At 34.3% G+C, this 16,699-nt stretch carries 11 protein-coding genes; 9 read left to right on the top strand and 2 right to left on the bottom strand.

What is annotated here, in order from left to right:
* Positions 1 to 13: 13 nt before the first annotated feature.
* The gene (locus DM444_RS19640) at positions 14 to 727 is read right to left on the bottom strand and encodes a LytR/AlgR family response regulator transcription factor (protein ID WP_111289793.1); all 714 of its coding nucleotides are present in this window, start codon (positions 725 to 727) and stop codon (positions 14 to 16) included.
* A gap of 69 nt (positions 728 to 796) precedes the next feature.
* Positions 797 to 1,855 carry a sensor histidine kinase gene (locus tag DM444_RS19645; RefSeq protein ID WP_111289795.1) on the bottom strand — a complete coding sequence of 353 codons (1,059 nt, stop codon included), beginning with the start codon at positions 1,853 to 1,855 and terminating at the stop codon, positions 797 to 799.
* A gap of 130 nt (positions 1,856 to 1,985) precedes the next feature.
* On the opposite strand from DM444_RS19645, the gene DM444_RS19650 reads away from it, so the two are divergent.
* The 9 genes from DM444_RS19650 to DM444_RS19690 all read left to right on the top strand — a co-directional run bounded on the left by DM444_RS19650 (position 1,986) and on the right by DM444_RS19690 (position 16,685).
* Positions 1,986 to 4,223, top strand: a complete 2,238-nt coding sequence (locus DM444_RS19650) for a GH92 family glycosyl hydrolase (protein WP_111289797.1) — start codon at positions 1,986 to 1,988, stop codon at positions 4,221 to 4,223.
* A gap of 22 nt (positions 4,224 to 4,245) precedes the next feature.
* On the top strand, positions 4,246 to 6,123 hold the full coding sequence (locus tag DM444_RS19655) for a sodium:solute symporter family protein (RefSeq protein ID WP_111289799.1): 1,878 nt from the start codon (positions 4,246 to 4,248) through the stop codon (positions 6,121 to 6,123).
* 216 nt (positions 6,124 to 6,339) lie between these two features.
* Positions 6,340 to 7,305 carry a glycoside hydrolase family 130 protein gene (locus DM444_RS19660; RefSeq protein WP_111289801.1) on the top strand — a complete coding sequence of 322 codons (966 nt, stop codon included), beginning with the start codon at positions 6,340 to 6,342 and terminating at the stop codon, positions 7,303 to 7,305.
* 7 nt (positions 7,306 to 7,312) lie between these two features.
* Entirely contained in the window at positions 7,313 to 8,386 is a 1,074-nt protein-coding gene (locus DM444_RS19665) for a carbohydrate-binding family 9-like protein (protein ID WP_111289803.1), read from the top strand.
* On the top strand, positions 8,361 to 9,479 hold the full coding sequence (locus DM444_RS19670) for a putative glycoside hydrolase (RefSeq protein WP_111289805.1): 1,119 nt from the start codon (positions 8,361 to 8,363) through the stop codon (positions 9,477 to 9,479). The genes DM444_RS19665 and DM444_RS19670 overlap by 26 nt, the downstream gene beginning before the upstream one ends.
* A gap of 92 nt (positions 9,480 to 9,571) precedes the next feature.
* Entirely contained in the window at positions 9,572 to 10,594 is a 1,023-nt protein-coding gene (locus DM444_RS19675; RefSeq protein WP_111289807.1) for an isoaspartyl peptidase/L-asparaginase family protein, read from the top strand.
* A 214-nt stretch (positions 10,595 to 10,808) separates the two neighbouring features.
* Entirely contained in the window at positions 10,809 to 13,121 is a 2,313-nt protein-coding gene (locus DM444_RS19680; RefSeq protein WP_111289809.1) for a beta-N-acetylhexosaminidase, read from the top strand.
* Positions 13,122 to 13,292: 171 nt separating this feature from the next.
* On the top strand, positions 13,293 to 15,146 hold the full coding sequence (locus DM444_RS19685; protein ID WP_111289811.1) for a glycoside hydrolase family 35 protein: 1,854 nt from the start codon (positions 13,293 to 13,295) through the stop codon (positions 15,144 to 15,146).
* 54 nt (positions 15,147 to 15,200) lie between these two features.
* Positions 15,201 to 16,685, top strand: a complete 1,485-nt coding sequence (locus tag DM444_RS19690; RefSeq protein ID WP_111289813.1) for an alpha-L-fucosidase — start codon at positions 15,201 to 15,203, stop codon at positions 16,683 to 16,685.
* The last annotated feature ends 14 nt before the right edge of the window (positions 16,686 to 16,699 follow it).

Genomic DNA, 16,699 nt, shown 5'->3' on the forward strand with positions numbered 1-16,699 from the left:
TAATCACTTCTCACTAGATCGAAGAATTCAAAATTTTCTGTTTTACTTCGTCAATATAAGATCTTCCAATAACGTAACGAAGTCCTTCAATTTCAATACTGTTTCCTTCAACGGCATCGATTTTGTCAATTGCAATTGTGTATGATCTGTGGATTCTGATAAAATCTCTTTCAGGTAATAAACTAGTGAAATCAGATAAAGTGCTGTGAATGATAAACTTCCCTGAAGTTGTACTGATTTTTAAATAATCTTTTAAACTTTCGATTACCAAAATTTCGTTCAAGAAAATCTTTTTCATTTTTTTCTTGTCTATTTTAACGAAAATAAAAGGGTTTTCTTTGCTGTTTTCCTGCGGAAGCTTACTTGCATTATTAAGACGTTTGTTGATTTTGTTTACCGCTTTCATTAATCTCGGAAACTCAATTGGTTTTACCAAATAATCTAAAACATCAAGCTCGTAAGTTTCAATTGCAAACTGATCGTAAGCACTTGTAATAATAAGCAAAGGGGGATTTTCTAAACTTTTAATAAAATTAATACCGTCTAAAACAGGCATATTTATGTCTAGAAAAATTACATCAATGGTATTGTTTTTCAAGAAATTTAATCCTTCAATAGAATTACTAAATGTATTTACTAATTCTAAATCTTCAATCTGCTCAATATAACTCTTAATAACGTTTATTGCCAATGGCTCATCATCGATAATCAAACACTTTATTTTCATTTGTAATATTATTTTTGGGCCACTATTTGGTTTTTGTAGGGATAATTCTCAAAACAGTTAAAAACGGGGTTACGTGACTTTTATAACTAGTTTAACGACAAAAATATTCTTTTTATTTTTAAATGAAAGCTTATAGTCACTTTTATTGTATCCTAATTCAAGTCTTTTTTTTACGTTTTCTATACCTATACCACTTGCCTTGTTAAAATTATCTTTATGTACGGTAAATTCGGGCATAGGGTTTGAAATTGTGAAATATAAATAATCGCCTTTCACTTTAAATCTGATATCAATGAGAACATTTCCAGTGTTTTTATTAACACCGTGTTTAAATGCATTTTCGACAAAAGTCAAAAGTAAAACGGGAGAAATTTCCTTATCATGAATATCCCCCGAAATAGACATGTCAACTTCTAAACGCTCTCCGTTTCTAATTCTTTCCAAATCCAGATAATTCTGAATACACATAATCTCATTTTCCAAAGTCTGTTTTTTGCCTTTTGTTTCATATAACATATAGCGCATCAATTCAGAAAGCTTCAAAACGATTTTTGGAGTTTTGTTTGATTTTTCTACAGAAAGCGAATAAATATTATTTAAGGTATTAAAGAAGAAGTGCGGGGAAATCTGTGACTTCAAAAACAATAATTCGGTTTCCAGCTGAGATTTCTCTAAATCTGTTACACGTCTTTGTTCTTTCAAGAAATCTAGAGTAATTTTAATTGCGGTAACGAAAGTCATTACATACAATTCTCCCATCATCATATCTATAGTATAATTGAGTGTGAGTGTGCTGATGGTTTGTGGACCTTCGGGCCAAACATTGTGCGTAATCAGTAAATAAGTCAAATTAAATTTGAGTACCACCATTACAAAAATTGCAGATAAAACGGTTACTATATATAGGAAGTATTTTTTTCGGTAAACCAAATTCGGCATCAAAACCAAAATATTTAGATAACACAATGCCATGTGAATTGGAAATCCGAGTAAAGTGGTTTTTAACGAATAAACATAATCGTTAAAATAGCTTCCCCAACGGAATGTGTTGAACACAAAATACGTCAGCCAAAAGTAAATATGATAGCGTATAGGTAAGCTGTAAGGTTTGCTTGAGTTAAAAATCATATTGTTAATTTAAAATGTCGTTTGTTACTATTTTTTGATGTTTAGAGCTGTTTAAATGTCGTCCGTCTAAAAATATTTTGGTAAAAGTTGAATTTATCTAAATTTAAAGTTAAATTAATATTGTTTTGATATGAGGAAAATTACTCTGCTTTCTCTGACGGTAATTTTTACTGCAAGTTGCAAAATAAATGTAGATAAAAATCAACATAAAGAAAGTTTTGCAACAAATTATGTAGATCCTTTTATAGGTACTGGTGGTCACGGACATACGTATCCGGGTGCAACAGTTCCATTTGGGATGCTGCAAGTAAGTCCGGATAATGGAATTTCGAGCTGGGATTGGTGCTCGGGTTATCATTATTCTGATTCTATAGTTTCTGGATTTAGTCATTTACATTTAAGCGGGACAGGAATCGGTGATTTGGCAGATATTTTATTTATGCCGACAAACAAAAAGTTAGACTTAACCGCCAAGGCCACTTCACGCGATTTCCTACCGTATAAATCAAAATATAATCATGTTAACGAAAAAGCAATACCGGGTTATTACCAAGTTTTTCTTGAAGATCCTAAAATCAATGTAGAATTAACTTCTACACAAAGAACCGCATACCATAAGTATACCTATAATAATAACGACAAACAATCTGTTGTTGTCGATTTAGGTTTTGCTATTAATTGGGATAAAGCGACAAAAACTGCCATTACAGTTGAAGACGAAAACACGATCAGCGGTTACCGTTACAGTACGGGTTGGGCAAAAAATCAGAAAGTATTTTTTGTAGCTAAGTTTTCTAAACCAATTACCGAATCTATTATCACAGCTGATAAAAAAGTAGTTTCAGCTAAGAGTGCAGAAGGCGAAAATACTGCTCTGCAATTATTCTTCGATTCTAAAAATTCTAAAGAATTAGGCGTAAAAGTTGCGCTTTCTTCTGTAAGTATCGCTAATGCGAAAGACAATTTAGATAAAGATCAAGAATTTGAAAAAGTTAAAACAGATGCATCTGCTATCTGGAATAAAGCTTTAAGTAAAATTACAGTTGAAACTCCAGTTGATTCTCTAAAAACGATTTTCTACACTGCTTTATATCACGCTCAAGTTGCGCCAGTTACATATAGTGACAAAAACGGACAATTTAGAACTGAAGACGATAAAATTGTTACTTCAAAAAATTATACAGCTTATTCTACTTTATCTCTTTGGGATACGTTTAGAGCTGAAAATCCGCTGCTTACTATTTTAGATCCAAATAGAGTTTCTGATATGGTTAATTCAATGTTAGCCTATTACGAAACTAAAAAAATACTTCCGGTTTGGACTTTATATGCAAATGAAACCAATACCATGACAGGATATCATTCGATTCCAGTTATTGCAGATGCTTATTTAAAAGGAATTAAAGGTTTTGATGCTGAAAAAGCTTTTGAAGCAATGAAAGCAACGATGATGCAGGACGAACGCGGTTTGAATTTCTACAAAAAATACGGTTACATTCCTTATAATTTATTAGATGAATCGGTTACCATTACTTTAGAATATGCTTATGACGACTGGTGTGTGGCTCAAATGGCGAAAGCTTTAGGAAAAACAGCAGATTATGAGTTTTTCTCGAAACGTGCAAAAGCTTACGAATATTTATTTGATGCGAAATCTGGTTTCATGAGAGGAAAATCTGAAGATGGAAAATCTTGGAATGAACCTTTCGATCCAAAACACTCTAACCACAGAGAGCATACAGATTATACTGAAGGAAATGCTTGGCAACACAGCTGGTTTGTGCCTCATAATGTTGACAATTTTATTTCGCTTCACGGAGGAAATGACATTTTTACAAAACGTTTAGAACAGTTATTTACAGAGAGTTCTGAAATTACAGGAAATAACGTTTCTGCAGATATTTCTGGTTTAATCGGACAATATGCGCATGGAAACGAGCCAAGCCACCACATTGCTTACATGTTTAATCATGCGAAACAGCCTTGGAGAACGCAATATTGGGTTCGTCATATTTTGGACACACAATATAATACTACTGCAAATGGTTTAAGCGGAAACGAAGATTGCGGCCAAATGTCGGCTTGGTATGTATTCAGTTCAATGGGATTATACCCAATGAATCCAGCTTCTGGTGAATACGAAATTGGAAGTCCGATTTTCGAAAAATCGACTTTAAATCTTCCAAATGGAAAAACTTTTGTAATTGAGGCAGAGAATGTTTCAGACAAAAACTTCTATATCCAATCGGCTACTTTAAACGGCAAAGCATTTAATAAAACAGCAATTTCTCACCAAGAAATGCTAAAAGGCGGCGTACTTCATTTTGTAATGGGAGCGCAGCCAAACAAAAACTGGGGTCTGAACTAACTAATTCAAAATAAATAATTTAATGAACATAATAGACGTATCAATCATCTTAATCTATATCGTACTCTCGGTCGGTATAGGAATCTGGATTTCAAGAAAAGCATCAAAAGGTCTGGACGATTATTTCCTTGGCGGGAAATCAATCAAATGGTATTTTTTAGGATTGAGCAATGGCTCAGGAATGTTTGATGTTTCAGGAACTTCCTGGATGATTGGAGTTTTATTTTTATATGGTGTAAAAAGCTTCATGTTTATGTGGCTTTGGCCAATTTGGAATCAGATTTTCGTAATGATGTTCCTTGCGGTCTGGATTAGAAGATCAAAAGTAATGACAGGTTCTGAATGGATTTTAACTCGTTTTGGAAGTGACAAAGCAGGAAAAGCATCACATATTATTGTGGCCATTTTTGCTATTATTTCTACAATTGGTTTCATTGCATATTTCTTCGTTGGAATCGGAAAATTTGTAACTATTATTCTTCCTTGGGATTTAACAGTTCACATGAATGGTGGAGTTTTCTTAACGTCAGAACAAGCTTATGCATTGTTAATCATTTTCTTAACGACAATTTATACCGTTAAAGGAGGAATGTTTTCTGTTGTGGCAACAGAAGTTGTTCAATATGTAATTATGATTATTGCAGGAGTTTTAATCGCGGGTTATGCTTTTATTAATTATACAGATATTCAGATTAATTCGGTTATTACACCAGAATGGAAAAATGTTTTCTTCGGATGGGAATTTGAAACGCAATGGGGCGATAAATTCGAAACATTCAACAAATTAATTGATACGGAAGGCTATAAAATGTTTGGCGCTTTCATTGGAATGACGCTTTTTAAAGGATTCTTCGCGAGTGTGGCAGGGCCAACTCCAAGTTACGATTTACAGCGTGTCCTTTCTACGAAATCGGTAAAAGAAGCAGCTTACATGAGTGGTTTTACTAACTTGATTTTATTCATTCCGAGATATTTATTAATTACTGGAATCGTGGTTATTGCTTTGGTGAATTTAGCTCCAGAATTAAATGCAAACGTAAATTTAACTGGCGCAGATTTAGAATTATTAATGCCAAAAGTGGTGAATCTTTATATCCCAGTTGGTATTAAAGGAATTCTTCTTGCAGGTTTATTAGCGGCGTTCATGTCTGGATTTTCAGCTTTCGTAAATGCAGGACCAGCATATATTGTAAATGATATTTATAAAAAATACTTTAAACCAGTTGCTTCAAACAAACATTATATCAAAGTAAGTCAGATTTCTTCTTTCTTAGTTGTTGGTCTTGGAGTTTTCATGGGATTCTTTGCTGATTCTATTAACTCATTAACACTTTGGATTACAAGTGCTTTATACGGAGGATACGTTGCAGCTAACTTCTTAAAATGGATTTGGTGGCGTTTCAACGGATGGGGTTATTTCTGGGGAATGGTCGGTGGATTAATTGCAGCTTCTCTTCAGTTTGTTTTAGATCAAAACAAAGGAAATTTAACAGCTGGAACATTCTTGCATGATCTTTCGCAAGTACCTTCAATTTACTTATTCCCATTAATTTTCGGAATGTCAATTTTAGGTTGCCTTTTAGGAACTTACTTAAGCAAACCAACAGATATGGAAGTTTTAAAATCTTTCTATTCAAATGTTAGACCTTGGGGATTCTGGACTCCAGTTTACAAACAATTAAAAGCGGAAGATCAATCTTTCCAAAAAAATAATGATTTCTATTTAGATATGATGAATTGTGTAATTGGTATTATTTGGCAGTCAAGTATGATTCTGCTTCCAATTTATTTCATTATCAGAGATTATCCAAAAGCGGCAGTTGCTTTGGTGGTTTTCTTAGTGACGACTACAGTGTTGAAGTTTACTTGGTTGGATCGAGTTCGTAAGATAGAAGAGTAAATTAAGTATTGCAACTTTGTCAAAGTTCAAAACTTTGACAAAGTTTTTTAACCATGAAGTTTGTCATTTCGAGGAACGAGAAATCACACTCGAAAATAGACAAAGATTGGTAATATAGATTGAGGAGTTTCTAGTGTGATCCTTCGTTCCTCAGGATGACAAAACGAAGCTTTAGAATAAAAGAACAAAAAAACTAATAAATAAAAAGAACAAAAAATGAGTACTATTCCTTGGCAAGACAGACCCGAAAACAGTAAAGATGTAATGTGGAGATATTCTGAGAATCCAATTATCGACAGATATTCGATTCCTTCATCAAACAGTATATTCAATAGTGCAGTTGTACCTTTTGGAGACGGATATGCTGGGGTTTTCAGATGTGATAATAAAGCAGTTCAGATGAATATTTTTGCTGGTTTCAGTAAAGATGGATTCAATTGGGACATCAACCACGAACCAATTGTAATGCAGTCTGGTAATACAGAAATGATCGAATCGGCTTATAAATACGATCCTCGTGTGGTTTGGATCGAAGACCGTTACTGGATTACTTGGTGTAATGGTTACAACGGACCAACAATTGGTATTGGTTATACTTTTGATTTTAAAGAATTTTTCCAATGTGAAAATGCCTTTTTACCATTCAACAGAAACGGAGTTTTGTTTCCACAAAAAATTAACGGAAAATACGCGATGTTAAGCCGTCCAAGTGATAACGGACACACGTCTTTTGGAGATATCTGGATCAGCTATAGCCCAGATATGAAATATTGGGGAGAGCACAGATTGGTGATGAAACCAAGTCCGTTTGAGCAAAGTGCTTGGCAATGTACAAAAGTTGGTGCAGGACCAATTCCAATCTTGACAGAAGAAGGATGGTTAATGATTTACCACGGAGTTATCAATACTTGTAATGGTTTCCGTTATGCAATGGGTTCAGCGCTTTTAGATGTTGATTCGCCAGACCAAGTAAAATACAGAACACAACCTTATTTATTAGGACCAGCAGAGACTTATGAAATGGTTGGAGACGTTCCAAACGTAGTATTCCCTTGTGCTGCTTTACACGATATTAAAGAAGATAAATTAGCGGTTTATTACGGTGCGGCTGATACTCACGTAGCAATCGCTTTCGGAAAATTAAGTGAAGTAATTCAGTTTACAAAAGAAAATAGTTTATAATATAAAGATGCATAGTAGAAGTAAATTATTGTCCCTAGCCGTTTTTTTTGTTGGATTGATGGGTTATTCGCAATCTGAAAAAGGGGTTACACCGAAAAGTTATATTGCGTATAAGACTTCAAAAGAAATTGTTATTGATGGAGACGGGGCAGATAAAGACTGGGAAAAAGCAGATTGGACAACACCTTTTGTCGACATAGAAGGCGTTGAAAAGCCAAAATACAATACTCAAGTCAAAATGCTTTGGGACGATAATTACTACTATATCTTGGCAAAAATAGAAGAGCCTCACGTTTGGGCAAATCTAAAACAACGCGATACAATTATTTTTTACAATAATGATTTTGAGGTTTTTATCGATCCAGATAATGATACTCACAATTATTATGAATTGGAAATAAATGCATTAAACACGGCTTGGGATTTATTTATCAATAAACCATACCGCGAAAAAAATACGGTTTTAAACGACTGGAATATTACAGGTTTAAAATCGGCGGTGAAGATTGACGGAACTTTAAATAATGCTTCAGATGTAGATAAAGGCTGGACATTAGAAATTGCAATTCCGTGGTCGGTTTATAAAACATCATATTTCGATGATATTGTTCCGAAAGATAAATTTTGGAAAGTCAATTTCTCTAGAGTGAATTGGCAGCATTCAGTCGTTGACGGAAAATATGAGCGTAAAAAAGATTCAGAAGGGAAATTTCTCCCAGAATACAATTGGGTTTGGTCGCCTATGGGAGTGATAAATATGCATGAGCCCGAAAAATGGGCTTATGTATACTTCTCTTCAAAAGAAATAGGAGGACAGGATACTTTTACAATTCCACAGGAAGAAAAAGTAAAATGGGAACTGTATACGTTGTATCGTGCTCAAAAGAGATATTTCGATAAAAATAAATCTTGGGCAAAATCACTGCAAAGTATCAGTAAAAAAAATATAGTTGTGGATGGAAAGACTTTAAAACCAGTTTTAGAAAATCATTCATCAGGATTTAATATCTTGGTAAAGAGTCCTTTTTCAAACAAAACCTTAATAATTAAAGAAGATGGTAAAATTATTACGAACGAATAAGTTACAAAAGCTGTCAAAAGTTTTAGTTTTGGCGCTTTCGCTGAGTTTATTTTCGTGCGGACAAAAAGAGAATAAAGATCAGGAAAACGGAAAATTCACTTTTGGAGTTTGGACAACTGCTGACGCTAAAAAATCGGATGCAGATTATTCGAAAGAATTCAAAAAATACAAAGACGGCGGAATCGATGAAGTTTTAATTAACACGCAAACAGATCCGAAACTATTAGCAAGATTAGTTCCTCTTGCAAAAAAAGAAGGACTAAAAGTTCACGCTTGGATTATGGCAATGAATCGTCCAAATGATTCAGTTGCTTTACAACATCCAGATTGGTATCAAGTAAGTAAAGAAGGAAAATCTTGTTTTGATAACCGTCCGTATGTAGATTATTACCAATGGCTTTGCCCAACTAAAGAAGAATCTAGAAACCACGTTTTAGGTTTAGTGGAAGGTTTAGCAAAAGTTGAAGGAATCGAAAGTGTACATTTAGATTACATTCGTTTCCCAGATATTTTCTTGCCAATCAGTTTATTGCCAAAATACAACTTGGTGCAAGATGTAGAATTACCACAATTTGATTTCTGTTATTGTGATGCCTGCGTTAGCAAATTTGAGAAAGAACATCATAAAAATCCAAAAAACAGTCACAATACTTCAATTGATATGGAATGGAAAAATTTCAGGTTAAATGCTGTAAAAGCTGTGGTTGACGACGCTTATAAAATTGCTCACAAATACAATAAAAAATTAACGGCAGCAGTATTCCCTTATCCAGAAATGGCAGATCACATGGTACGCCAGCGTTGGGATAAATGGAATATTGATGAAGTATATCCAATGATTTATCATAGTTTTTATGATGAAGAAATTGACTGGGTGGGTTACGCAACAAAGCAAGGTGTAACAGATTTAGAAGGAAAACAGACGAAAGTAAATACAGGAATTTATATTCCAGGATTAAAATCGGATGCAGAATTGAAAGAAGCGATTTTATTAGCTAAGAAAAATGGTGCAACAGGAGTTTCATTTTTTGACGGAAATGCTTTATCAGATAGTAATTTAAAAACAATTGCAGCCGTAAAAGAGGGGTTATAGACGATTTTACTGGGATTAAAAATTATTACTGATTAATTTAGCAACTATTAAGAACATTTTGTTTTTGAAAGTTGAATTAAAACAAAAAAGACATGTCAAATAGAAGAGATTTTATTAAGAAAACGACTTTAGGCACATTAGCCATTAGTTCTGTTTTGGGCGTAAGCGGATTTGCTGCAAATCACGAAAATGAACCAGAAGTAGAATCAAAAGATAAAAAACAGACAAAACCGATTATCATTTCGACATGGAATCACGGTTTGCCTGCTAATAAAGAATCTTGGAAAAACCTAAAAGAAGGAAAATCAGCATTAGACGCAATCGAAGCTGGAATGAAAATACCTGAAGCTGATCCAAACGTTCGCAGTGTTGGTTACGGAGGATATCCAGATCGCGAAGGAAAAGTAACTCTTGATGCTTGTATCATGGATCACAATAGTAATTGCGGATCTGTTTGTTTCTTACAGGGAATCATGCACCCAATTTCTGTTGCAAAAAGAGTTTTACAAAATACGCCTCACGTTATGTTAGCGGGACAAGGCGCATTACAATTTGCTTTGTCAGAAGGATTTAAAGAAGAAAATTTACTGACTCCAGAATCTGAAAAAGACTGGAAAAAATGGCTGGAAGATTCAAAATATAAACCAGTCATAAATATAGAAAATCACGATACCATAAGCATGCTAATGTTAGACCAAGATGGCAATCTTTCGGGCGGATGCACCACGAGCGGTGCGGCTTGGAAAATGCACGGACGCGTCGGTGACTCCCCAATAATCGGCGCGGGTCTTTTCTTGGACAACGAAGTAGGAGCTGCAGCAGCAACAGGTTTAGGAGAAGCTGTTATTAGAACTGCTGGAAGCGCAATGGTTGTCGAATTAATGCGTCAGGGAAAATCTCCTTATGATGCTTGTAAAGAAATTACAGAGCGTATTTACAACAAACATAAAAACCACAAAGACATGGAATACTTGCAAGTTGGTTTTATTGCTTTGAATAAAAATGGTGAATATGCTGGTTACAGCTTAAGATCAGGATTTAATTACGCCGTTTCTGATGATGTGAAAGGCCACAGAATGGAAGACGCGAAATTTAAAATGTCTTGGGATAAATAATTATCACGTTTAGAACTTTGACAAAGTTTTTCGACAGTATTGTCATTTCGACGTAAGGAGAAATCTTCGAAAGTAGCTCCACAAAGATTAGTGAATTAGTATGAGGAAGTCCTAGTCTGGTTTCTCCTTACGTCGAAATGACATACAAAAACTAAAAAAATACATCTCTAAAAATAGCTTTATAAGAAGTATCAGAGAAACCAAAAAATAAAGAATGAAAAAAATACTATTTCTATTAACCGTAATCACTTCAATTTTTTCGGCTAACGCGCAGAAAGTTTACACGGAAAGTGATATTCATATCATTCCAAAACCGAGTCAGACTCTTATTAAAACAGGTGTTTTTGAATTTACAAAAGATACAAAGTTTGTAGTAAATGGTGATTTCCAAAAAGATGCAGCAAATGCTTTGGCTTCTAAATTTGAAGTTGCTGCAGGATGGAAACCAGAAACGACAACAAAAGCTCCAATAAGCAATTTTGTTCAGTTTAAAGTAGATCCGAACTTAAAAAATGAAGCTTACGTTTTAGATGTTAATCCGACAAGTATTGTTATTTCTGCAAAAGGAAATGTTGGTTTTTTATATGGTTTAGAAAGTGTTAGACAATTGCTTCCTGAAGCAATCGAAAGTAAATATGCGATCACTTCTGCAAAATGGCAGATTCCAAGTTTAACAATTACAGACGAACCACGTTTCAAATGGAGGGGTTTAATGTTGGATTTATCTCGTCATTTTTTTGATAAAAATTATATTCTGGCTACAATTGATCGTTTGGCAATGCACAAAATGAACGTTTTGCATTTACATTTAGTTGACGATCAAGGTTGGAGAATTGAGATTAAAAGATATCCAAAATTAACCGAAGTTGGTGCTTGGAGAGTTGATCAGGAGAATACAAGCTGGAATGCTAGATTAACAACAAATCCTGATGAAAAAGGAACTTACGGTGGATTCTTTACACAAGATGAATTAAGAGAAATCGTAAAATATGCATCTTCAAAAGGAATCGAAATTATTCCTGAAATTGAAATGCCAGCACACGTAAGCAGTGCAATTGCTGCTTATCCAGAATTGGCTTGTTTCAATCAGAGAATTGGTGTTCCGTCAGGCGGAGTTTGGCCTTTGACTGATATTTATTGTGCAGGAAAAGAATCGACTTTTGAATTTTTGCAAAATGTAATTGATGAAGTAATCACGATTTTCCCTTCAAAATACATTCATATTGGTGGTGATGAAGCGACTAAAACGAATTGGGCAAAATGTCCAAACTGCCAAAAAAGAATTAAAGATGAGCATTTAAAAAGTGTTGACGAATTACAAAGCTATTTTGTAAAACGTATGGAAAAATACATCAACTCAAAAGGTAAAAAAGTTATCGGTTGGGATGAAATTTTAGAAGGAGGTTTAGCTCCAGATGCGACTGTAATGAGTTGGAGAGGAATGAAAGGCGGAATTGAAGCAGCTGATCAAGGTCATGATGTTATTATGACTCCAGAATCTCCTTGTTATTTCAACTTTTACCAAGGCCCTCAAAACGAAGAACCTTTAGCTTTTGATGCTTATAATCCGTTAAACGAAGTGTACAAATTTGATCCTGTAGTTTCAACAATGACGTCTCAGGAAGCAGCACACGTTTTAGGTGGACAAGCGAATTTATGGACAGAACATTTAGCATTGCCAAAAGATTCTGAGTATATGATTTTCCCAAGATTGGCAGCATTATCAGAAACTTTATGGAGTCCGAAAGAGAAACGCAATTGGAATGATTTTACTGCAAGATTGTTTTCATTATTCAAACGTTACGATTATTTAGGAATCAATTATGCCAAAAGTGCTTATTTGGTAACTGCTTCTTCAACAGCAGATTTGCCTAATAAACAAATTAAAGTTGAATTGAAAAATGAGTTTCCTAATCCAGACATTCGTTATGCTTTAGGAGATAAAAGTATCGATCATCACGCTATAAAATATACGGCTCCAATTGAGATTAAGGAAACAACAGTTTTAAAAGCTTCTTTATTTCAAAATGATAAACCAGTAGGAAAAACATACACAGATACAATTGTTTTCCATAAAGCATTTGCACAAAAAGTGAAGTACTTAACACCTTATAATCAGAATTATAAAGGAGATGCAAATACAATGGTGAACACTATCAGAGGAAGTAAAAATTTCCACGACGGACAATGGCAAGCTTGGCTAGTTAATGATATGGAATTGGTAATTGATCTTGAAAAAATAGAAAGCATTGAACAAGTTACAGTTGGAGCTTTAGAAAGCCAAGGTGCAGGAGTTAATTTCCCAATTCAAGTGAAAGTGTTGATTTCTACAGACGGAATTAAATATACGCAAGTTGGAAAAATAACACGCCCGTATGCAGTAAATGCAGTTCCAGAATTGAAAGATTTCAAAATCAATTTCCAAAAACAAAATGCGCGTTTCGTAAAAGTAATTGGAGGCAACTTAAAGAAAAGTCCAAAAGGAGAAAGCTCTTGGTTGTTTGTAGATGAAATTTTGGTGAATTAAATATTTTTAAACACATAGAAACATAGAGTTTTTTCTTTTGAAACTTGGTAAAAGAGTTTAGAAAGAAACTAGTTTCTAACACATAGTTTAACGTGAAATGCTTGTGACAGCTTTGTCAAAGTTTCAAACTTTGACAAAGTTTAAAGTCATAAATGTATAATCTGAAAAAAAATGAATAAGATATTATTTAAGCTCGGAGTATTATTGATTTGCTTGATGCCGTTTTTTACTATGGCACAAAGCAAAGGATTTTCTATATCTAATGGAGAATTTCAAAAAGATGGGAAAGTCATAAAAATACATTCAGGAGAAATGCACTATGAGCGTATTCCTAAAGAGTATTGGAGACATAGGCTACAAATGATTAAAGCTATGGGATTGAATACCGTAGCAACCTATGTATTTTGGAATTATCACGAAATTGAACCAGGTGTATGGGATTTTAAAACAGGAAATAGAGATTTGGCAGAGTTTTTACGTATTGCTAAAAGTGAAGGATTGTATGTGATTCTTAGACCAGGTCCGTATGCCTGTGGTGAATGGGAATTTGGAGGATATCCTTGGTGGTTGCAAAATAATCCAGATTTAGTAATTCGTACCAATAACAAAGCATTTTTAGAAGCTTGCAAAACGTATCTGGAACAATTGTATGCAGTGGTAAAAGGAAATTTTGCTAACCAGGGAGGGCCAATTATTATGGTTCAGGCTGAAAATGAATTTGGTTCTTATGTTTCTCAAAGAACCGACATTAGTGCTGAGGATCATAAAGCATACAAAACTGCAATTTACAATATGCTTAAAGAAACTGGGTTTCCAGAGCCTTTTTTTACTTCTGACGGTACTTGGTTGTTTGAAGGTGGTATGGTTGAAGGCGCGTTGCCAACTGCAAATGGGGAATCAAATATAGAAAATTTAAAAAAACAAGTTGATAAATACCATAAAGGACAAGGGCCTTATATGGTCGCAGAGTTTTATTCTGGATGGTTAGATCATTGGGCAGAACCATTTATTAAAATTGGATCTGAGGAGATTGCAAGTCAAACTAAAAAGTACCTTGATGCAGGCGTTTCTTTTAATTATTATATGGTGCACGGTGGTACTAATTTTGGATTTACCTCTGGAGCAAATTATAATGAAGAAAGTGATATTCAGCCGGACATTACAAGCTATGATTATGATGCTCCTATTAGCGAAGCAGGTTGGGCAACACCAAAATTCATGGCTATTCGTGAAGTAATGCAAAAGTATTCTAAAACAAAATTAGCTTCGATTCCAGAGAAAATACCAGTTACAAAATATCCTAATCAGCCTGTCAAATCAAGTATGGATGTTTTAAGTTGGATCAAAAAAGAAAAAGCGGTTGTAAATGACCAGCCATTAACATTTGAAAAGTTAGGTCAGGGAAATGGATATGTTTTGTATCGAAAAAGATTTACTCAGCCAATTTCTTCTGGCAAATTGAAAATCGAGGGATTGAGAGACTTTGCTACCGTTTATGTAAACGGAGTTAAGGTGGGTGAATTGAATAGAGTTTTCAAAAATTACGAGTTGACAATTTCTATTCCTTTTAACGGTATTTTAGAAATTCTAGTTGAAAATATGGGACGTATTAATTACGGAGCCGAAATTGTACATAATACTAAAGGAATTATTTCTCCAGTATTCATTAATGAATATGAAATTAGTGGTGGATGGGAAATGTATAAAATGCCAATGAATGAAGTGCCAGTTATTAAAAATGAAACGATAAAACCAGGTCGACCAGTTTTATATGAATCTACAGTTAACATAGATAAACCAGCCGATACTTTTCTTGATATGACAAATTGGGGAAAAGGAATTGTATTTGTTAACGGACACAATCTTGGTCGCTACTGGAAAGTGGGCCCGCAACAAACGCTTTATGTACCAGGATGTTGGTTGAAAGCGGGCGAGAATAAATTTGTTGTATTGGAGCAGCTTAATGAAAACACCCCAAAAGAATTAACTTTTACTGATCAACCGATACTTGATAAACTAAATTAAGATTACCTATTAAACTAAAAAACAAAGAATAATAAATTATAAATTAGATTAAAGATGAAAAAAGGAATATTCATAATCGCCCTTTTATTTTCAGCTCAGATATTCGCTCAGGCGATTTATGAAGATGAAAGATACGTACCAGAAACTGATCCGTTAGTTTTAAAGAACTTAGACGAATGGCAAGGCAAAAAATTTGGTTTGCTAATGCACTGGGGAACTTACAGCCAGTGGGGTATTGTAGAATCTTGGTCTATTTGTCCAGAAGATTATGGATGGTGTGAACGTAAAAAAGGAAGCAATCCATCTAATTATAATGATTATATTAAAGATTACGAAGGTTTAAGAAAAACGTTTAATCCTGTAAAATTTGATCCTGAAAAATGGGCTAAAGCGGCTAAATATGCGGGAATGAAATACATGGTTTTCACTACAAAACACCATGACGGATTCAATATGTATGACACTAAATATTCTGATTACAAGATTACTAGTAAAGATGTTCCTTTTCACACAAATCCTAAAGCAGATGTTTTAAAAGAAATTTTCAATTCATTTAGAGGTGAAGGTATTTCAACTGGAGCTTATTTCTCTAAACCAGACTGGCATAACGAAAACTACTGGGATCCATATTTTCCTCCATTCGACAGAAACGTAAACTACGATCCGTCTTTATATCCAGAAAAATGGCAAAAATATGTTGACTTCACTCACAACCAAATCTTAGAAATTCTTTCTAACTACGGAAAAGTTGATATCTTATGGTTAGATGGAGGATGGGTTAGAAAAAGAGACCAAGTAAACATCAAAGAAAACTATGACGAGAAATTTACTGAAAACGAATCTAAAAATGGTTTCATTAAACACAGAGTGGTAGATCAAGATCCTAAAATGGATGAATTGGTAATTAAAGCGCGTCAAAAACAACCTGGATTAATTGTAGTAGATAGAGCGGTTCACGGTAAAAACCAAAACTACTTAACTCCAGAAGGACGTGTTCCTGCTAAAACGTTGCCTTATCCTTGGGAATCTTGTATTCCAGCTGGCGGTGGATGGTCTTATTCTCCAGGTGCTACTTACATGACTGGAAGACAAGGAATTCATTTGCTGGTTGATATTGTGGCAAAAGGTGGTAACTTACTGTTAAACATTGCTCCAAGTCCAGAAGGTGAATGGGATAAAGGTGCTTACGATTTATTGCAAGCTTACGGAGATTGGATGAAAGTAAACAGCACAGCAATTTACAACACAAAACCAATCGAGCCTTACAAAGAAGAAAACATCTGTTTTACACAAAACAAAGCTGGAAATGTATTTGCATTTTATTTAGCTAAAGACGGAGAAGATAAAATTCCTGCTGCAGTTACAGTGAAATCTATCAGTCCTAAAAAAGGAACAAAAATCACGATGTTAGGTTCTAAAACTTCTTTAAAATGGACAAAAGAAGGAAACGGATTTAAAGTAATTATTCCAGAAAGCTTAAGAAAAAATCTTCCTGCGAAAGAAGCTTGGACTTTAAAAATCGACGCTATAAACAGATAAGAATGAAGCCTATG

It is taken from the genome of Flavobacterium ginsenosidimutans (assembly GCF_003254625.1).
Taxonomy (GTDB): domain Bacteria; phylum Bacteroidota; class Bacteroidia; order Flavobacteriales; family Flavobacteriaceae; genus Flavobacterium; species Flavobacterium ginsenosidimutans.